Source organism: Kitasatospora sp. NPDC059973 (assembly GCF_042737525.1).
Lineage (GTDB): Bacteria > Actinomycetota > Actinomycetes > Streptomycetales > Streptomycetaceae > Kitasatospora.
On record NZ_JBHWUI010000162.1, the window covers coordinates 1 to 18,488 of the forward strand.

Sequence of the window (18,488 nt, forward strand, 5' to 3'; positions counted from 1 at the left end):
CCCGGCGACCGGATGACCGGTCGCCGGGCCCGCACCCATGCGCGTTCCGGGTCAGACGCTCAGGCGGCGCAGGGCCTCCGCGTGCAGCAGGCCGTTGCTGGCCACGGCGTCGGCACCGCCCGGGCCGGGCACGCCGTCCAGACCGGTGAACCGGCCGCCGGCCTCCTCGACGATGACGGCGTTCGCGGCCATGTCCCACAGCGACAGCTCGGGTTCGGCGGCGATGTCGACCGCGCCCTCGGCGACCATCATGTAGGACCAGAAGTCCCCGTAGGCGCGGGTGCGCCAGCAGGCCCGGGTGAGGTCCAGGAAGGGGTCGAGCCGGCCGCGCTCCTCCCAGCCGGAGAGCGAGGAGTAGGAGAACGAGGCGTCCTCCAGACGGGAGACGCCGGAGACGTGGATCCGGGCGGCCTTGGTCAGGCTGCGGCCGGCGAAGGCACCGAGGTCCTTGGCCGCCCACCAGCGGCGGTTCAGCGCGGGGGCGGAGACGATGCCGACCACCGGGCGCTCCACGCCGTCCGGGCCGTCCTCCAGCAGCGCGATCAGGGTGGCCCAGACCGGCACGCCGCGGATGTAGTTCTTGGTGCCGTCGATCGGGTCGATCACCCAGCGGCGGGGCCCGGTGCCCTGCAGGCCGAACTCCTCGCCGAGCACCGCGTCGCGCGGGCGGGCGCGCTGGAGCACGCTGCGCACCAGCTCCTCGGCGGCCTTGTCGGCGTCGCTGACCGGGGTGAGGTCGGGCTTGGTCTCGACCTTCAGGTCGAGGGCGCGGAAGCGCTCCAGGGTGACCGAGTCGGCCGAGTCGGCGAGGACGTGGGCGAGTCGGAGATCGTCGTGGTAATCGGCCATGGTCGAAACCCTAGCGAGCCCACCCGGATCGGCCCAGTCGGGCTCGCGGAGCGGACGGCAGCAGCCCCGGCCCCGCCCCGAGCCGAAGGGGCCCACCGGTGCCGACATCCCGGAGCCCCCGCCACCCGAGCCGGGTGGCCCACCGGCGCCGGCCTTCGGTAGCCCCCGCCCCCACCGATCCCGCCCCGAGCCGAAGGGGCGCGCCGGTGCCGAAAGGGAGAAGCGAGGACGCCCCGAGGAACGAGGGGCGTTGGAGCGCCGACCGTCGGCACCGGATCGAGCGCCCCGGAGGCGAGCGGGCGAAGATACTGCCCCGGAGGCGAGTGGGCGAAAGCTCAGTGCGCCGTGCCGCTGAGTTGGAGGCCGATCACGCCGGCGATGACCAGGGAGATCGAGACCAGCTTGAGCACCGAGGTGGTCTCGTCCAGGAAGAGCATGCCGTAGATCGCGGTGCCGGCCGCGCCGATGCCGGTCCAGACCGCGTACGCCGGACCGACCGGCAGGCTCTTCAGGGAGAGGGTGAGCAGGCCGAAGCTGCTGAGGGCGAAGACGCAGAAGCTGATGGTGGGCCAGAGCTTGGTGAAGCCTTCGCTGAGCTTGAGGTTGATCGCGAAGCCGGTCTCCAGGAGGCCGGCCAGGATCACCAGGGCCCATGCCATCGCGTGCTCTCCCTGTCGATCGACGGGCCGGGCCGTGATCCGGCCCGACTTTCCTATGATCACCAGGCTGGCCCGCTCCGACACCTCGAACGCGGCGAAAACGGCCGGGGCCGCGCCGTCAGTCGCCCTCGCGGGTCTCCTTGCTCGCCAGCAGACGGCGCAACGAGTACAGCCGGGCCTGCTCCGCGTGGCCGTCCGCGACCCAGGCGTCCAGCGCGCAGTCCGGTTCGTCGTGGCTGCACGCGCGCGGGCAGTCGACGGTGCCGGGCTCCAGGTCGGGGAAGGCGTGGATGACCCGGGACGGGTCGATGTGCGAGAGGCCGAAGGAGCGGAACCCCGGGGTGTCGATCACCCAGCCCGGGTCGAGCGCCTTCTTCGAGCCCGGCTTGGCGCCCGGGGGCGGCGGCAGCCGCAGCGCCAGCGCCGACACGGTGGTGTGCCGGCCGCGACCGGTCACCGCGTTGACCACCCCGGTGGTCCGCTGGTGGAGCGGTACCAGGGCGTTGACCAGGGTGGTCTTGCCGACGCCGGAGTGGCCGATGAACACCGTCGAGCGGCCGCGCAGGTGCGCTCGGACGGCCTCGGCGCCCTCGGTGGCCAGCTCGTCCCGCCGGGTCACCACGTAGTTGATGCCGAGCGGGGCGTAGGACTCCAGCAGCGGCTCGGCCGGGGCCAGGTCGGACTTGGTGAGCACCAGCAGCGGCTCCATGCCGGCGTCGTACGCGGCCACCAGGCAGCGGTCGATCAGCCGGGGCCGGGGCTCCGGGTCGGCCAGCGCGGTGACGATGGCCAGCTGCTGGGCGTTGGCGACGACGATCCGCTCGAACGGGTCGTCGTCGTCCGCGGTCCGGCGCAGCACCGAGGTGCGCTCCTCGACCCGGACGATCCGGGCCAGGGTGTCGGCGTCCCCCGAGAGGTCGCCGACGATGTTGACGATGTCGCCGACGACGACGCCCTTGCGGCCCAGCTCACGGGCCTTCATGGCGACGATCTCGCGCTCCTGCTTCGTTCCGACGTCCAGCAGGCAGGTCAGCCGGCCGCGGTCGACGGTGAGCACCATCGCCTCGGCCGCGTCGTCGTGCTTGGGCCGGATCCGGGTCCGCGGCCGGGAGCCCCGGCGGGCGGGGCGGTTGCGGATGTCGTCCTCGTCGGCGTCCTTGCCGTAGCGGCGCATGTGCCCAGTCTCCCGCTCAGCCGCCCACCACTGCTCCGCCGAGCAACTCGTCCCACATCCTCGGGAAGTCCGGCAAGGTCTTGGCGGTGGTGGCCACGTTCTCCACCTGGACCCCCTCGACGGCCAGCCCGATCACCGCGGCCGCGGTGGCCAGGCGGTGGTCCTCGTAGGTGTGGAACACGCCGCCGCGCAGCGCGCGCGGGCGGATCCGCAGGCCGTCCTCGGTCTCGGTGACGTCACCGCCGAGGTCGTTGATCTCCTTGGCCAGCGCGGCCAGCCGGTCCGTCTCGTGCATCCGCAGGTGCGCGATGCCGTACAGGTGGGACTCGGAGTCGGCGAGCGCGGCGACGGCGGCGATCACCGGGGTGAGCTCGCCGACGTCGTGCAGGTCCGCCTCGATGCCGTGGATCCGGCCGGTGCCGGTGAACTGCAGGCCCTCGTCGGTGAACTCGCAGACACCGCCCATCCGGGTGTAGATGTCGCGCAGCTGGTCGCCGGGCTGGGTGGTGTGCTTCGGCCAGTCGCGGACGGTCACCCGGCCGCCGGTGACCAGGGCGGCGGCGAAGAACGGCGCCGCGTTGGAGAGGTCCGGCTCGACCACCATGTCGCGGCCGAGCAGGGCGCCGGGGGTGACCCGCCAGACGTCCTTCTCGCCGCCGTCCTCCGGGGCGTCCACCTGGGCGCCGGCCAGCCGCAGCATCTCGACCGTCATCCGGATGTGCGGCAGCGAGGGGACCGGCCCGCCGACGTGGCGGACCTCGACGCCCTGGTTGTACCGGGCGCCGGAGAGCAGCAGGGCGGAGACGAACTGCGAGGAGGAGGAGGCGTCCAGCTCCACCACGCCGCCGTCCAGCGCGCCGGTGCCGTGCACGGTGAGCGGGAAGGCGCCGCGGCCGCCGTCGTCGATCCGGGCGCCGAGCGCGCGCAGGGCGTTGATCACGCCGTGCTGGGGGCGCTCGTAGCTGCGCGGGTCGCCGTCGAAGTGCACCGGGCCGTCGGCGAGGACGGCGAGCGGGGGGAGGAAGCGCATGACCGTGCCGGCGTTGCCGACGTCCACGGAGGCCGGGCCGCGCAGTGCGGGGGCCGGGATGACCCGCCAGGCCTCCCCGCCGCCGAGGCCGCCGGAGTCATTGTTGACCTGCTCCTCGATGCCGACCCCGAGCGCCCGCAGGCCGTCGGCCATCAGCTGGGAGTCGCGGCTGCGCAGCGGGCGCCGCACCCAGCCGGGTTCGGTGGAGAGGGCGGCCAGCACCAGAGCCCGGTTGGTGACCGACTTGGAGCCGGGGATGGTGACGGTGGCGTCAACGGGGGTGGTCGCGACGGGGGCGGGCCACAGGGTCTCGGTCATGGGGCAAGTTTAGGGGCCGTACGGGAACTGTCCGCTCCGCGGCCGGATGGCGGGACGGGCCGGTCGGCGGGGCACCGTCGGCCCCGCGGCTCACAGCGGGGACAGCAGCCAGCTCGCGCCGAGACCCAGGCAGGCCAGCGCGGTGACCAGGAAGAGGAACACCCAGGCGAGCCCGGGAACGCCGGTGAGCCGGGCGAGCTGGTCGGCGTCGGAGTCCCCGCCCTGGCCGCGCCGGCGCTGGTGCTGCAGCTCCAGGACCGGGCGGACGGCGCCGAGCAGCAGGAACCAGCTGCCGAGGCAGGCGAAGCCGGCCTGGACGTCGGTGCTGCCGAACCAGGAGACCAGGAAGAAGGCGGCGCCGGCGAGCAGCACGGTGAGGAAGCCGAAGGCGTTGCGGATCCGGACCAGCAGGGCCAGCAGCAGGGCTATCGCGAGCCAGAGCAGCAGGGTGATCCGGTCGGCCGCGAGCAGGGCGGCGCAGCCGAGGCCGAGCAGGGCGGGGGCGCAGTAGCCGGCGGCGGCGGTGAGCACCATGCCCGGCCCGGTGGGACGGCCGTAGGAGAGGGTGAGGCCGGAGGTGTCCGAGTGCAGCCGGATGCCCGCGAGCTTGCGGCGGGTGGCCAGGGCGGCCAGGCCGTGTCCGCCCTCGTGGGCGATGGTGATCGCGTTGCGGGCGAACCGCCAGAGCGGGCGGGCCGCCACCAGGAGCAGGGCGGCGGCGCCGGTGGCCAGGGTGAGCCAGCCCGGCGGGGCGGGCTGGGTGCCGGTGACGCGGTCCCACACCTCGCCGATGCTCTGTGCGTCCATGCCCGCTCCCGTTCTCGTCCGGCCCGGTCCGGGGCGGCCGCGGTCGGCCGGCCCGGGTGGCAGCCTCCCATGCGGGGACGGCCGGGCGGGAGGCCGCGGTTCGCACTTCGGGATGAGGAAGTGCTGAGAGCGGCGGTCGTGGCAAGCTGACGGCATGTGCGGTCGCTTCGCCTCCAGCCTCCGGCCCGAGGACCTCGTCGAGCTCTTCGGCGTCCAGCAGTGGGACCCGGTCGAGACGCTGGCACCCAGTTGGAACGTCGCGCCGACCGAGCGCGCCTTCGTGGTGCTGGAACGGCAGCGCAGGGGGGAGCCGGCCCCGGTCCGGCAGTTGCGGGTGCTCCGCTGGGGCCTGGTGCCGCAGTGGGCGAAGTCGCCCGAGACCGCGGTGAAGATGATCAACGCCCGCTCGGACACGGTGCACGAGAAGCCCTCGTACCGGCAGGCCCTCGCCTCCCGGCGGTGCATCCTGCCGGTCGACGGCTACTACGAGTGGCAGACCCTGCCGGGCGAGCGCGGCAAGCCCCGGAAGAAGCCGTTCTTCGTCTCCCGGGCCGACGGCGGCCCGCTGGCGCTGGCCGGGCTGTACGAGTTCTGGCGCAACCGGGCGGTGCCCGCGGACCACCCGGAGGCCTGGCTGGTGACCTTCACCGTCGTCACCACCGAGGCGGAGGAGCTGCTGGCCCCGATCCACGAGCGGATGCCGCTCTTCCTTGACCGGGAGTCCTACGACGACTGGCTGGACCCGGGGCTGGTGGACCCGGACGCGATACGCCCGCTGCTGGTCCCGCCGCCGCCCGGCGCGCTGCTGGCCACGCCGGTCTCGCCGGCGGTCGGCAGCATCCGCAACAACGGTCCCGAGCTGACCCGGCCGTGGGTCGAGGCCGAGCACGAGACCACCCTCTTCTGACTTCTGAGCCCCGCTTCCCGCCGGCGCGCCCCGTCGGCACCGCTCTCCGAGCACTGGAGTCCACGCCGTGACGCAGGAACTCGTCTCCACCCCCGCCGGGGACGCCCGGATCAGTTACCACCCGGCGGCCGCGCCGAAGGCGCTGCTGGCGCTCGGCCACGGCGCCGGCGGCGGGATCGGCGCGCGCGACCTGGTGGCGCTGGCCGCGGCGCTGCCGCCGCGCGGGATCACGGTGGCACTGGTCGAGCAGCCCTGGCGGGTGGCAGGGAAGCGGCTGGGGCCGGCGCCCAGGACGCTGGACACCGGGTGGACGCCGGTCGCCGAGCGCCTCGCCGGGCAGGGGGTGCCGCTGGTCGTCGGCGGGCGCAGCGCCGGGGCCCGGGTGGCCTGCCGGACGGGCGCCGCCACCGGCGCGGCCGGGGTGGTGGCGCTGGCGTTCCCGCTGCACCCGCCGGGCAAGCCGGAGAAGAGCCGGGCCGGGGAACTTCTGGAGTCGGGGCTGCCGACGCTGGTGGTGCAGAGCGTGGCGGATCCGTTCGGCGGGCCGGCCGAGTTCCCCGCGCTGCCGGCCGGGCACCGGATGGTGCCGGTGCCCTACGGCAGCCACGGCTTCGAGGTGCCGAAGCGGGCGCCCACCGGGCAGGACGAGGTGCTGGAGCTGATCACCGGGGCGGTCGGCGACTGGGTGCTCGGGCTGCTCTGAGCCGCCCGGGAACGCACGGTCGCGAACCGCTCACCCGGGCGGGTGAAAACCTGCCGGGGGCCGGGAATGCGGGCGCCCTCGGCATGGTTGACACCCTCGTCAGCTTGAGTCCCGGACGGAAGGCAGCACAGATGGGTTCGATCGCGTGCCCCGAGCGGCCGGAGGAGCGCGAGGCCGCCGCGGCCTTCACCCCCTCCTGGTCGGAGTGGATTGCCGCGGGCGAGAAGCCCGTCAGCCCGATATCCTCCATTTCGGGGCGGCCCGCTGTGGGCGGCCATGCCGAGGAGGTGGGTCCGGTCGTCGGGACCGAGCACGAGGCCGAGCCGGGCCGGGGCCCGGAGGAGAGCCTGCCCGCGGGCGAGGCGCTCACCGGTGAGGAGCTGGCCGAGGCGATCGGTGAGGACACCTTCCGGGTGTCCGCGGCGGAGAGCGAGGCGGCCCGGCGGGAGCGCTTCGAGCGCGACGCCCTGGGCTACCTGGATCCGATGTACTCCGCCGCGCTGCGGATGACCCGCAATCCGGCCGATGCGGAGGACCTCCTCCAGGAGGCGTTCGCGAAGGCGTACGCGTCGTTCCACCAGTTCCGCGAGGGCACCAACCTCAAGGCCTGGCTGTACCGCATCCTCACCAACACGTTCATCAACTCGTACCGCAAGAAGCAGCGGGAGCCCCAGCGGACCGCCGCCGAGGAGATCGAGGACTGGCAGCTGGCCCGGGCCGAGTCGCACATGTCGACGGGTCTGCGCTCGGCCGAGACCCAGGCGCTCGACCACCTCCCGGACAGCGATGTGAAGGACGCCCTCCAGGCCATCCCGGAGGAGTTCCGCATCGCCGTCTACCTCGCGGACGTCGAGGGCTTTGCGTACAAGGAGATCGCGGACATCATGGGTACTCCCATCGGTACGGTGATGTCCCGGCTGCACCGCGGCCGCCGTCAGCTGCGCGGCATGCTGGAGGACTACGCCCGTGAGCGCGGGCTGGTCCCGGCCGGCAGCGGGGCAGGGCAGGAAGCGAAGGGCTCGGGCTCATGAGCTGCGGCGATCCGCACGACACCGAGTGTGGCGAGGTCCTCGACCACCTCTACGAATTCCTCGACAACGAGATGGCCGAGGGCGACTACGACAAGTTGCGGGTGCACTTCGAGGAGTGCTCACCGTGCCTGGAGAAGTACGGCCTGGAGCAGGCCATCAAGGCACTGATCAAGCGGTGCTGCGGCTGCGACGACACCCCGGCCGACCTGCGGGGCAAGGTGCTGGCCAGGATCGACTCGATCCGGGCCGGGCAGCGCTCCGGCGAGGCGGTGGTGGTCGCCGTGGACGCCGCGGCCGAGGCGCACGGCGACAGCGAGCAGGGCCGGCCGCCCGCGAAGGCCTCCGCCGAGGCGGCGGCCAGGCCCGGCACGCCGGTCGAGGCGGGCGCTCCGGCGGAGTGAGCGCGCCGCCGTCCCACGGCGGGCCGTCCACCCGAGGACCAGGCGACCCCCGGAGCATGCGCTCCGGGGGTCGCTCCGTCTCTGCTTGCGGGCGCCCTCACTCCTTCGAGTGAGTTGGTGGTGCGCCAACTGCGGCATTCCGCGATCATGCGCCCCGACGCCGGAACGGCGGCCTATCCTCCTGACGGACGCTCACCGCCGGTAGCCCGGTGCGCTGAGCGCGGAGCGGGCCAGGACGGCGGGGAGGTCGAGATCGCTACCGACAGTGGAGGAACGGACCTGCCGACGGGCGCGGTGTGCTACCTCGTGGCCGTCCCGGTGGCGGCGCTCTGCTGCCTGCTGCCCCTGCTGCCGGGGCCCGTCCCGGCCGCCGTGCCACGCTGGCTCGGCGCTCCGGTGGACTGGCCCAAGGTCGGCCTGCTGGCCTTTCTGCACGGCTGCTGGGAATCGCTGGCGCAGGGCCAGCCCACCCCCTGCCGACGGCTGCTCCGGGCCCTGCTGGGCCGGCCGCCGCTGCCCTCCCGGCCACCGGCCCGGCCCCTGGCCAACGCCTTCTTCCCGGTGCTGTTCGCCGGGGTGCTGATGCTCGCACCGGCCGCCGCGGCCCTGGTCGCGGTGCCGATCGCGCTGTTCGGCGACACCGAGCCGGACTGCCGCCGGCGCCAGGTGTGGAACGGCGCCCAGCTCGCCCTCTCCGCCTTCGCCGCCTCGGCGGTCTTCCACCTGCTCGCCGGACCGCAGCTGCTGCTCGGCTCCCGCTTCCCGGCCGCGCTGCTCCCCGGGGCCGCCGCGCTGGCCGCGTTCTGCCTGGCCAACGGGGTGCTGGTGGGCGGCATGCTGGTGCTGGCCGAGGGCCGGCGGGCGAGCGTCCTGCTGCTCGGCCCGGTCGCCGCGTTCGGGCTGCCGGTGCTGGTGCACGCGGCCGGCGGGCTGATGGTCGCGGTGCTCTGGCAGGGCCCGTACGGGGCCTTCGCGGCGCTGCTGGCCCTGCTGCCGCTCTCCATCTCGGCCTGGGTGTTCGCCCAGGGCCACCGCGAGCGGGACGCCCACCAGGCCACCGTCCAGGCGCTGGTGCAGGCCGTGGAGATCAAGGACTCCTACACCCGGGGGCACAGCGAACGCGTCGGCAAGGCCGCGGTGCTGATCGCCGGTCAGCTGGGCATGGAGGCCGAGCGGCTGCGTACCCTGCGGTTCGCGGGCATCCTGCACGACGTCGGCAAGCTCGGCGTGGCCACCGAGCTGCTGCGCAGGAACGGGCCCCTCGACGAGGCCGAGCGGCGGGCCGTCGAGGTGCACCCGGTGCACGGCTACGAGCTGGTGCGCGGGATCGTCTTCCTCGGCGAGGCGCACGCCGGGATCCTGCACCACCACGAGCGGATGGACGGCCGGGGCTACCCGAGCGGGCTGGCGGGCGAGCAGATCCCCGAGTTCGCCCGGATCATCTCGGTCGCCGACGCCTTCGACTCGATGACCTCCACCCGGTCCTACCGGCGCGGCCGGCCGGTCACCGAGGCGGTGGCCGAGCTGGAGCGCTGCTCGGGCAGCCAGTTCGACCCGGTGATGGTGCGGGCGCTGGTCGACGCGCTCGCCGTGCACGACTGGCAGCCCGTGCTGCCCCCCGACGACGACTGCATCCGGGCGGTGCCCGACATCCCGCTGGGCGTGCCCGAACCGGTGCGGCCGGGCCCGGGCCGGGTGCCCGCCCAGGGCGGCACCGTGCCGACGGCCGGACCGTCGTGAGCGCCCGCCCGCCGGCCGGCGGGGTGGCCGCGGTGCACGCCGCGGCCGTCGTGCTGCTGGCGTTCTCGTTCGGCGCGGTGGCGGTGCGCGGGATGGCCGAGCCCGGGGTGGCGCTGGCGTTCACCGTGCTGATCGCGCTCGGCGAGTGCGTCCGGATCACTCTTCCGGGCGATCGCGAGCAGGCACCGATCGGTGCCGCCGGTGCGCTGGCGTACGCCCTGCTGGGGCCGCTGCGCGGGCTGCCCACCGCGCACGGCGTGCTCCAGGCGGTCGCGGTGACCGGCGCGGGGCTGCTGCTGGCGCTGCTCCCGGCGGTGGCGCTGCCCCGCGGGGCCCGGCGGCCGCGGCGGGCGCCGTGGCGGGACCGGGCCCGGCTCGACGGCGCCGCCCGGCGGCTGCTCGGGGCCGGGTTCGCGGCCGCGATCTTCCAGCCGCTCTACAACAGCGGAGTGGTCGACCGGTTCTCGGCGGACGGCCCCGCCTACGGGGTGTTCCTCACGGTGGTGGCGGCGCTGGCCGCGCTCTGCGACGCCACCCTGGCGGCGGTGCTGCGGCGGGCCCGGAGCGGGCTGCGGTTCCCGGCGGCGCTGGAGGACGAGCTGCGGTCGCTGTTCGGGATCGGCTCGGCGATCGCCGCCACCGGGATGCTGGTCAGCCTGGCGGCGGGCGAGGTCGGGCTCTGGGCGCTGCCGCTGTTCTGCGCGCCCCTGCTGCTGGCGCAGGTGTCGTTCCGGCGGGCCGCCGCCGTCCGGGCCACCACCGGGCAGACCATCGCCAGCCTGGCCAAGGCCACCGAGGTGGCCGGCTACACCCCGTACGGCCACGCCCGCCGGGTCGCCGACACGGCGTGCGCGGTCGGCCGCGAGCTGGGGCTGAGCACCCGCGAGCTCGCCCTGCTGGAGTACGCGGCGCTGATGCACGACATCGGGCAGCTGTCGCTGGTCGAGCCGGTGCCGGACGGGGCGACGGCGCTGCTCCCGGAGGAGGAGCAGCAGCGGATCGCCCGGCTGGGCAGCGAGGTGATCCGGCGGACGGGGGTGCCGCGGCAGGTCGCCGAGCAGGTCGCCCGGCTGGCCGATCCCTGGCCCGGGCGGCCCGACCCGGACGAGCGGGCGGTGCCGCTGGCGGCCCGGATCATCCGGGTGGCGAACGCGCACGACGACCTGCTGACGGCGGCGCGCGGGCGCGGGGTGGAGGAGGTGGTGGGGCGGCTGGAGGTGCTGGAGGTGCTGCGGCTGGGGCGGGGCCGGATCTACGACGGACGGGTCGTGGACGCGCTGGTGAGGGTGCGGGGGTAGGGGAGGGGCGCGCGGCGGGTGGGGGCGGCGGGCGCTGTTCAGGGGTTGGGGTTGAGGCGGGGCGTCGGGGCGGGCAGGCTGGGTAGGGGTGGGGCCGGGAGCGGCCGGAACCCCGGCTGCGGGGAGCGCGGGCGACGGCGGGCGTGGTTGGATGCGGTCGTAGCGTGGAACACCGACCCGGGGCACCGGGCCCGTGGCAGCGGGCGCGGACACGGGACTTGAGCGGACGACGACGGCAGGGACGAACGTGAGGATCTTCCACCGGGCACGGCACCGGCCGTCCGCCACCTGGCGGCAGACGACCGATCGGGCTTTCACGCTGATCGGCGACGGCCGCTACGAGGACGCGGGCGCCCTGCTGGTGATGGCGGCCGATCTGGAGCCGTGGCTGTCGGACTCCTGGTTCAACCTCGCGCTGCTGCACAAGTTCCGGCGGGACTGGGAGCAGGCGCGGGCGGCCGGGCTGCGGGCGGTGGCGCTGCTGGACCGCGAGCAGGGCGCCCCCGACTGGTGGAACCTGGGGATCACGGCGACGGCGCTGCAGGACTGGCCGCTGGCGCGGCGGGCCTGGCAGGCGTACGGGCTGCGGCTGCCGGGCGGGGCCGGGGCCCACCCGGACGGCCCGGTCAGCCTGGACCTGGGGACGACGCCGGTGCGGCTGTCGCCGGACGGCGAGTCCGAGGTGGTCTGGGGGCGCCGGCTGGATCCCGCGCGCATCGAGGTGCTGTCCATCCCGCTGCCCTCGTCGGGCCGCCGCTGGGGCGAGGTGGTGCTGCACGACGGCGCCCCGCACGGCGAGCGGGTGACCGACGGGGTGGCGTACCCGGTGTTCGACGAGATCGAGCTGTGGGCGCCCTCCCCGGTGCCGACCTACGTGGTGCTGCTGCAGGCCGCCACCGCGGCGGACCGGGACGCCCTGGAGCGGCTGGTCGCGGACGCGGGGTACGCGGCGGAGGACTGGACGTCGTCGGTGCGGCTGCTCTGCCGGGCGTGTTCGGAGAGCCGGATGGCCTCCGACGACGGGCACACCGCGCACCACGACCCGCACGACGACGGGGACGCGGCCCACCCGGGGCACCTGAGCCATCTGAGCCAGGGCGCCGGCGGGATGTCCTGGCTGGTGGAGCGGGAGTGCGGGATCGCGGCTCCGGCGCTGCTGGTGCGTACGCTGCTGGACCGCTGGGTGGCGGCGGCCCCCGGTACCCGCGCGTACCGGGATCTCGAAGAGGTCTGCTGAGCGGTCCGCTTACCCTTGGTCGGTACGGCCAGACGATCCAGGGAAGCGGAAGACACACAGCGATGGCGGAGCAGCACGACCACCAGCACGACCACGACCACGAGCCCGCGCAGGGTGAGGCCCAGCCGGTGAAGGTGGTCGGCGAGGAGCCGGACCTCTCGAAGGGCACCGCGCGTCCGATCACCGTCTACGGCAACCCGGTGCTGCACCGGGAGGTCAAGACCGTCACGGCCTTCGACGGCGAGCTGTCGGGGCTGATCGACGACATGTTCCAGTCGATGTACGCGGCCGAGGGCGTGGGCCTGGCGGCCAACCAGATCGGCGTGGACCTCAAGGTGTTCGTCTACGACTGCCCGGACGACGAGGGTGTGCGCCACATCGGCCACGTCATCAACCCCGTCCTGGAGGAGCTGCCGGCCGGCAGCAAGCGGGTGCTGGACGACGGCAACGAGGGCTGCCTGTCGGTGCCGACCGCGTACGCCGAGCTGCCGCGGCCGGACTACGCCGCGGTGACCGGCCAGGACAAGGACGGCAACCCGATCCGGGTCGAGGGCACCGGCTTCTTCGCCCGCTGCCTGCAGCACGAGACCGACCACCTGTACGGGTTCCTCTACATCGACAAGCTGTCGAAGCGGGACCGCAAGGACGCGCTGCGGCAGATGGCCGAGGGCACGCCGCGGTACGCGACGGTGTCGAACGGCTGACGTGTCACGGAAGGGCCGGTGCACGCGCACCGGCCCTTCCGCACGGGTGCCTACCGCGGCACGAACAGCCACTCCGGGCCGTAGGTGAAGCGGGGGGCGGCGGGCAGCTTGACGCCGTTGATCTGCTGGGCGGTCCGGCGCATCTGGCCCATCTGCCCGATCGCCGGGCCGATCGAGTCGGGGCCGGCGTCGCCCCAGGCGCCTTCGAGGGCGTACAGCATGTCGCTGTAGTGCTGGTTGAAGGTCGCCAGGAGGGTGGCGGTGGGCTGGTCGGGCTCGTTGCCGGGGCTGTTGGCCCAGCCGCCCAGGGGGACCCGGGCGACCGGGGAGGTGTCCGGCAGCGGGACCTCCGGGCCGGTGAACCCGTACTTCTTCGTCCCCTCGTCGAGGACGAGCTTGCGGCCTTCGGCGATCTCCTTGAAGGCGTAGTAGTGGGCGAGTTCGCCCGGGGCGCCGGGGAAGGGGTTCTCCGGGGAGGCGTCCGTGCCCTCGCCCTGCGACTGGATGACGTGGATGGCGGCCAGCACGTCGTCGATGGTGTTCATCGGGACGATGTCGTTGCCGGCGCCGTGGCTCGACCCGAGCGGGAAGCTCACCTGCCGCTGCCCGGTGAGCAGGTGGGCGAAGGTGGGGAAGACGTTCGCGATCCGCTGGTAGAAGGCGCCGATGGTGTTGCCGTCGGCGGCGAAGGCGAGCGGGTGCTCGGGCTTCTCGATGTCGGAGAACAGGCCCGCCGACTCGCGGGTCAGCCCGCTCAGGTAGACCTCCAGGCCGGGGTTGACGCCGCCGGGGAGCTCACCCGGGTACTTCGGGACGGTGAGCGGGTCGGTGAGGACGACCGTGCCGCCGATGCTGGTGAGCATGTTGCAGACCAGGCCGAAGTGCGACATCTCGTCGAAGACGATCTCGCGGATGGTGTGGCGCACCGGCTTGGAGTTGTCGGGGTCGGTGATCGACCAGAGCGCGGTGGCGTAGGGCGGGATCGTGGACAGCTCCAGCATGATCGCCCGCTGGAGCGCGTCCTTGAGTTCCTGCTCCGTCCAGTCCTCCTCCGCCATGCTCATGAGCTGGACGATGGCGTCGCTCCGGTAGTCGAGGATTCCGGTCGGCACGGTGGGCCCCTTTCGTTCGGCTGTGGCCGGACCGTAGCGGGGGACGGCACCGTCCGTATGCGTGCCGTTCCGGTGGGGCCCGGCGGTTTCATTCGGACGAGCGAACGACGCCGCCCCGCCGGGTGCGAACACCGGGCGGGGCGGCGGCTGTTGGCCGGGCCCCCGGAGGAGCGGGGCCGGGCGGGCCGGGCGGGCCTAGAAGTCGTCGTCGAAGGAGACCGAGCCCTCGACGGCGACCTGGTACGCGGAGACCCGGCGCTCGAAGAAGTTGGTCAGCTCCTGGACGTTCTGCAGCTCCATGAACCCGAAGGGGTTGGTGGAGCCGTAGCGGATCGGCAGGCCGAGGCGGGCGAGCCGCTGGTCGGCCACCGCCTGCAGGTACTCGCGCATGGACTCGGTGTTCATGCCCGGCAGGCCCTCGCCGCAGAGGTCACGGGCGAACTGGAGCTCGGCCTCGACGGCCTCCTCCAGCATCTCGGTGACCTGCTGGGCCATCTTCTCGTCGAAGAGGTCGGGCTCCTCCTCGCGGACGGTGTCCACCACCGACATCGCGAAGTCCATGTGCATGGACTCGTCCCGGAACACCCAGTTGGTGCCGGTGGCGAGGCCGTGCAGCAGGCCGCGGCTGCGGAACCAGTACACGTACGCGAAGGCGCCGTAGAAGAACAGGCCCTCGACGCAGGCCGCGAAGCAGATCAGGTTGAGGAGGAACGCGCGGCGGTCGTCCTTGCTCCGCAGCGAGTCGATGTGGTCGACCGCGTTCATGTATTTGAAGCAGAACTGGGCCTTCTGGTGGATGGAGGGGATGTTCTCCACCGCGGCGAAGGCCGCGTTGCGGTCCTCGGGGTCGGGCAGGTAGGTGTCGAGCAGCGTCAGGTAGAACTGGACGTGCACGGCCTCCTCGAACAGCTGCCGGGACAGGTAGAGCCGGGCCTCGGGGGAGTTGATGTGCTTGTAGAGGCTCAGCACCACGTTGTTGGAGACGATCGAGTCACCGGTGGCGAAGAAGGCGACCAGCCGGCCGATCATGTGCCGCTCGCCGTCGCTCAGCTTGGCGAGGTCGGCGACGTCGGAGTGCAGGTCCACCTCCTCGACGGTCCAGGTGTTCTTGATCGCGTCCCGGTAGCGGTCGTAGAACGACGGGTACCGCATCGGCCGCAGGGTCAGCTCGAAGCCGGGGTCGAGCAGCATCTTCTCGCGGTCGGGACGGGCTTCGGGGGTGGTGCTCACTGGCAGGCCTCGCAGGACTCGGGGTTCTCCAGGGAGCAGGCCAGCGCGGCCTCCTCCTCCGGGCTGAGGGTCGGGGACGCCACCGGCACCGGCGCGGCGGCGCGGGCGGTGCCCGAGGCGGCCTGGGCGATCCGGGTGGCGGGCCGCGACCGCAGGTAGTAGGTGGTCTTCAGACCGACCTTCCAGGCGTACGCGTACATCGAGCTCAGCTTGCCGATGGTGGGCGCCGCCATGAAGAGGTTCAGCGACTGGCTCTGGTCGATGTACGGCATCCGGGCGGCGGCCAGGTCGATCAGCGCGCGCTGGGGCAGCTCCCAGGCCGTGCGGTACAGCGAACGGACCTCGGCGGGCAGCCAGTTGAGGTCCTGGACGGAGCCGTTGGCGTCGCGCAGCGCGTCCCGGGTCTGCTGGTCCCAGACGCCGAGCTCCTTCAGCTCGCGCACCAGGTACGGGTTGACCTGGAGGAACTCGCCGGAGAGGGTCTCGCGCTTGAACAGGTTGGAGACCTGCGGCTCGATGCACTCGTACACACCGGCGATCGAGGCGATCGTGGCGGTGGGGGCGATGGCGAGCAGCAGCGAGTTGCGCAGACCGGTCTCGGCGATCCGGGCGCGCAGCGCCTCCCAGCGGCCGGCCCAGTGCGGCGCGGCCGAACCGAAGTGGTCGATGTGCAGCTCGCCGCGGGCGGCGCGGGTCTCGCCGTAGGCCTCGTGGCGGCCCAGCTGCTCGGCCAGGTCGGCGGAACGCTCGTACGCGGTGAGCATGATGCGCTCGGCGATGAGGGTGGAGAGGGCCTTCGCCTCGGCGGAGTCGAAGTCCAGGCGGAGCTGGAAGAAGACGTCCTGGAGGCCCATCACGCCGAGGCCGACCGGGCGCCAGCGCGAGTTGGACGCGCCGGCCTCGGGGGTCGGGTAGAAGTTGATGTCCACCACGCGGTCGAGGAAGGTGACGGCGGTGCGGACGGTGGCGTCCAGACGGTCCCAGTCCATCGCGTTCAGCAGGTCGGCGGCGGTGGCACCGGGGGCGACGTGGGCGCCGAGGTTGACCGAGCCGAGGTTGCAGACGGCGGTCTCGGAGTCGTCCGTGACCTCCAGGATCTCGGTGCAGAGGTTGGAGCTGTGCACCGTGCGGCCGGGCAGCGCGGTCTGGTTGGCGGCGCGGTTGGAGGCGTCCTTGAAGGTCATCCAGCCGTTGCCGGTCTGCGCCAGGGTGCGCATCATCCGGGAGTAGAGGGTCTGCGCCGGGATGGTGCGGACGGCCTTGCCGGCCTGCTCGGCCTTCAGGTACGCCTCGTCGAACTCGGCGCCCCAGAGGTCGACCAGCTCGGGCACGTCGGCGGGGGAGAACAGCGACCAGTCGGCGTTCGCGTTGACGCGGCGCATGAACTCGTCCGGGATCCAGTGCGCCAGGTTGAGGTTGTGGGTGCGGCGCGCCTCCTCACCGGTGTTGTCGCGCAGCTCCAGGAACTCCTCGATGTCCGCGTGCCAGGTCTCCAGGTAGACGCAGGCCGCGCCCTTGCGGCGGCCGCCCTGGTTGACCGCGGCGACCGAGGAGTCGAGGGTGCGCAGGAACGGGACGATGCCGTTGGACTTGCCGTTGGTGCCCCGGATCAGGCTGCCGCGCGAGCGGATCCGCGAGTAGGACAGGCCGATGCCGCCGGCGTGCTTGGAGAGGCGGGCGATCTGGGCGTACCGGGAGTAGATCGAGTCCAGGTTGTCCAGCGGCGAGTCCAGCAGGTAGCAGCTCGACATCTGCGGGTGCTTGGTGCCGGAGTTGAAGAGCGTCGGCGAGGAGGTCAGGTACTCCAGCCGGCTCATCAGGCCGTACAGCTCGGAGACCTCGCGCACCGACTGCTCGTTGTCGCCGACCGCCAGACCACAGGCGACGCGGAGCAGGAACTGCTGCGGGGTCTCGACGACCTTGCGGGTGATCGGGTGGCGCAGCAGGTACCGGGACTGCACGGTGCGCAGGCCGAAGTACTCGAAGCGGCCGTCGCCCTCGGGGTCGATCAGCGCGTTCAGGGCGGTGGCGTGCTTGGCGACGAAGTCGGCGGTGGAGTCGCCGATCAGGCCCTCGGCGTGGCCGACCGCGATCGAGTCCGAGAAGGTGACCGAACCCTGGCTCACCGCCTCGTCGACGATCTCCAGCGCGAGCAGTCGCGCGGCGAGCTTCGAGTACTGCGGGTCCTCGGCGATCATCGACGCTGCGGCGTCCACGGCCAGCCCGCGCAGCTCGGCGAAGTCCGAGCCGGCGTGGCGGCCGCGCAGCGCGGCGGCGGCGACATGGCCGGGGTCCACCTGGGGGAGGTCGGCGCTGCGGTCGGTCAGCAGCCGGAGCAGTGCGCCACCGGGGTCGGACACCGTCGGGTCGACGGGGGCGGAGCTGGAACCCTGGGCGGGCAGGGTGACTGAGGCAGCGGTGGTCAAGGCGCTCTCTCCTGGCGGCGATCGGCGTCGGCGGTGGCTCGGGCCGGACCGTTCGGGGCAGGGGAGCACGGCGCGCCGGCCCGGAGGCGGCGCGCGACGGTGGCATCCCCGGCCCGCCCGCGAGGCCCGGAAGTGGTGCTGGTGCGAAAGGCCTCTGCGGGGAGGCCAGGCGGCACGCCGTCGGCAGGTATTCGGACTCGCGGGCTCTGTCGGAGCCGCCCGCACACCGCTGCGGGGCAGTCCCGGACTCGCACCGGGTTCCCCTGCGTCGACAGCAGGGATGAGCATACATCTAGTGGTGTCCGCTCGATGCGACCCCACATGTTGTGCGGCGTCGCGTGTCGACGTGATCGCAGGTGGTACCGGCGAGAGGCCTTTCCCGGGCTGTTCCGGGGCCGTTCCGGGGCTGCGGCCGGCCCCCGGCCGCCCGCCGCGGGGGCCGGCGCCGGGGGCCGCCGCAGGGTCGTTCCAGGGCCTTCGCGGACCGCGGCGCAGGGCGTCGCCGGGAGTGCCCGGGGCCCGGCCGGTGTTCGGATTCGGAAACGGATCGGCCACCGGGCAGGCCCGCCGTCAGGGGCATGCCCTACGATCTCGGCTCATGAGGGAGCGGAGCCAGCGGGTCGTCGACACCGACGTGATTCGCGGAGCGGCCGCCGAAGGCAGTGAGGGGGGCGCATGAGCGACGGAACGGGCACGCCCGGGGAGTGGAGCGGCCGACCCGGCTCGCCGGGGCAGCAGCCGCCCCCTCCCGCCGGGCCGGGTGGCGCGCAGAACCAGCAGCCGGGCACGCCCGGACAGCCGCCGCAGGGCCCGCCGCCCGCGCCGTACCCCGGCGCGCCGCAGCCGGTGCCGCCGGCCCCGG

Annotated in this window: 16 protein-coding genes, 1 pseudogene and 1 riboswitch; of the genes and pseudogenes, 9 read left to right on the plus strand and 8 right to left on the minus strand. The window is 73.6% G+C overall.

What is annotated here, in order from left to right; translation table 11 throughout:
• Positions 1-51 precede the first annotated feature (51 nt).
• The 5 genes from hisN to ACFWA9_RS31630 form a co-directional block, all read right to left on the minus strand.
• A complete protein-coding gene (gene hisN / locus ACFWA9_RS31610; RefSeq protein ID WP_329489521.1) occupies positions 52-849 on the minus strand; it encodes a histidinol-phosphatase in 798 nt (265 codons plus the stop codon).
• A gap of 335 nt (positions 850-1,184) precedes the next feature.
• Positions 1,185-1,508 (minus strand): multidrug efflux SMR transporter, encoded by a 324-nt coding sequence (locus tag ACFWA9_RS31615; RefSeq protein ID WP_329489522.1) that lies wholly within the window; start codon positions 1,506-1,508, stop codon positions 1,185-1,187.
• Between the two features lie 118 nt (positions 1,509-1,626).
• A complete protein-coding gene (gene rsgA / locus ACFWA9_RS31620) occupies positions 1,627-2,682 on the minus strand; it encodes a ribosome small subunit-dependent GTPase A (protein WP_329489523.1) in 1,056 nt (351 codons plus the stop codon).
• A gap of 16 nt (positions 2,683-2,698) precedes the next feature.
• Positions 2,699-4,030: a 3-phosphoshikimate 1-carboxyvinyltransferase gene (gene aroA, locus ACFWA9_RS31625; RefSeq protein WP_352293076.1), complete on the minus strand. Its 1,332-nt coding sequence runs from the start codon at positions 4,028-4,030 to the stop codon at positions 2,699-2,701.
• A 90-nt stretch (positions 4,031-4,120) separates the two neighbouring features.
• Complete coding sequence (locus tag ACFWA9_RS31630) at positions 4,121-4,837, minus strand: M50 family metallopeptidase (protein WP_352293079.1); 717 nt, start codon at positions 4,835-4,837, stop codon at positions 4,121-4,123.
• 154 nt (positions 4,838-4,991) lie between these two features.
• Between ACFWA9_RS31630 and ACFWA9_RS31635 the strand changes: the two genes are divergently transcribed.
• From ACFWA9_RS31635 to def, 8 genes are all read left to right on the plus strand, one after another.
• A complete protein-coding gene (locus ACFWA9_RS31635; RefSeq protein WP_329489526.1) occupies positions 4,992-5,744 on the plus strand; it encodes an SOS response-associated peptidase in 753 nt (250 codons plus the stop codon).
• A gap of 67 nt (positions 5,745-5,811) precedes the next feature.
• Entirely contained in the window at positions 5,812-6,447 is a 636-nt protein-coding gene (locus ACFWA9_RS31640; protein WP_380391658.1) for an alpha/beta family hydrolase, read from the plus strand.
• Positions 6,448-6,734: 287 nt separating this feature from the next.
• On the plus strand, positions 6,735-7,478 hold the full coding sequence (locus tag ACFWA9_RS31645; RefSeq protein WP_380391665.1) for a sigma-70 family RNA polymerase sigma factor: 744 nt from the start codon (positions 6,735-6,737) through the stop codon (positions 7,476-7,478).
• A complete protein-coding gene (gene rsrA, locus ACFWA9_RS31650) occupies positions 7,475-7,879 on the plus strand; it encodes a mycothiol system anti-sigma-R factor (RefSeq protein WP_329489529.1) in 405 nt (134 codons plus the stop codon). Before ACFWA9_RS31645 ends, rsrA begins: the two co-directional genes overlap by 4 nt.
• Positions 7,880-8,173: 294 nt before the next feature.
• Positions 8,174-9,619: an HD-GYP domain-containing protein gene (locus ACFWA9_RS31655; protein ID WP_352293084.1), complete on the plus strand. Its 1,446-nt coding sequence runs from the start codon at positions 8,174-8,176 to the stop codon at positions 9,617-9,619.
• Positions 9,616-10,917 carry an HD domain-containing protein gene (locus ACFWA9_RS31660; protein WP_352293086.1) on the plus strand — a complete coding sequence of 434 codons (1,302 nt, stop codon included), beginning with the start codon at positions 9,616-9,618 and terminating at the stop codon, positions 10,915-10,917. The genes ACFWA9_RS31655 and ACFWA9_RS31660 overlap by 4 nt, the downstream gene beginning before the upstream one ends.
• A 247-nt stretch (positions 10,918-11,164) precedes the next feature.
• Positions 11,165-12,154, plus strand: coding sequence for a hypothetical protein (locus tag ACFWA9_RS31665; RefSeq protein ID WP_329489532.1), 990 nt, complete (start codon positions 11,165-11,167; stop codon positions 12,152-12,154).
• Positions 12,155-12,216: 62 nt separating this feature from the next.
• Positions 12,217-12,858 (plus strand): peptide deformylase, encoded by a 642-nt coding sequence (gene def / locus ACFWA9_RS31670; RefSeq protein WP_352293088.1) that lies wholly within the window; start codon positions 12,217-12,219, stop codon positions 12,856-12,858.
• A gap of 50 nt (positions 12,859-12,908) precedes the next feature.
• Here def and ACFWA9_RS31675 read toward each other — a convergent pair whose 3' ends face one another.
• From ACFWA9_RS31675 to ACFWA9_RS31685, 3 genes are all read right to left on the minus strand, one after another.
• Positions 12,909-13,970, minus strand: a complete 1,062-nt coding sequence (locus ACFWA9_RS31675) for a ferritin-like protein (RefSeq protein WP_380391663.1) — start codon at positions 13,968-13,970, stop codon at positions 12,909-12,911.
• Positions 13,971-14,165: 195 nt separating this feature from the next.
• Positions 14,166-15,161, minus strand: a complete 996-nt coding sequence (locus tag ACFWA9_RS31680) for a ribonucleotide-diphosphate reductase subunit beta (protein WP_329492241.1) — start codon at positions 15,159-15,161, stop codon at positions 14,166-14,168.
• Between the two features lie 35 nt (positions 15,162-15,196).
• A complete protein-coding gene (locus ACFWA9_RS31685; RefSeq protein ID WP_352293134.1) occupies positions 15,197-17,602 on the minus strand; it encodes a ribonucleoside-diphosphate reductase subunit alpha in 2,406 nt (801 codons plus the stop codon).
• Between the two features lie 188 nt (positions 17,603-17,790).
• Positions 17,791-17,931, minus strand: a riboswitch (cobalamin riboswitch).
• 370 nt (positions 17,932-18,301) lie between these two features.
• On the opposite strand from ACFWA9_RS31685, the pseudogene ACFWA9_RS31690 reads away from it, so the two are divergent.
• A pseudogene (locus ACFWA9_RS31690) lies at positions 18,302-18,488 on the plus strand (hypothetical protein); the annotation flags it as partial.

Coding starts and splice junctions, on each gene's coding strand:
- rsgA (WP_329489523.1), bottom strand. CDS start 2,682: ATGCGCCGCTACGGCAAGGACGCCGACGAGGACGACATCCGCAACCGC.
- rsrA (WP_329489529.1), top strand. CDS start 7,475: ATGAGCTGCGGCGATCCGCACGACACCGAGTGTGGCGAGGTCCTCGAC.
- hisN (WP_329489521.1), bottom strand. CDS start 849: ATGGCCGATTACCACGACGATCTCCGACTCGCCCACGTCCTCGCCGAC.
- def (WP_352293088.1), top strand. CDS start 12,217: ATGGCGGAGCAGCACGACCACCAGCACGACCACGACCACGAGCCCGCG.
- ACFWA9_RS31630 (WP_352293079.1), bottom strand. CDS start 4,837: ATGGACGCACAGAGCATCGGCGAGGTGTGGGACCGCGTCACCGGCACC.
- ACFWA9_RS31635 (WP_329489526.1), top strand. CDS start 4,992: ATGTGCGGTCGCTTCGCCTCCAGCCTCCGGCCCGAGGACCTCGTCGAG.
- ACFWA9_RS31680 (WP_329492241.1), bottom strand. CDS start 15,161: ATGCTGCTCGACCCCGGCTTCGAGCTGACCCTGCGGCCGATGCGGTAC.
- aroA (WP_352293076.1), bottom strand. CDS start 4,030: ATGACCGAGACCCTGTGGCCCGCCCCCGTCGCGACCACCCCCGTTGAC.
- ACFWA9_RS31615 (WP_329489522.1), bottom strand. CDS start 1,508: ATGGCATGGGCCCTGGTGATCCTGGCCGGCCTCCTGGAGACCGGCTTC.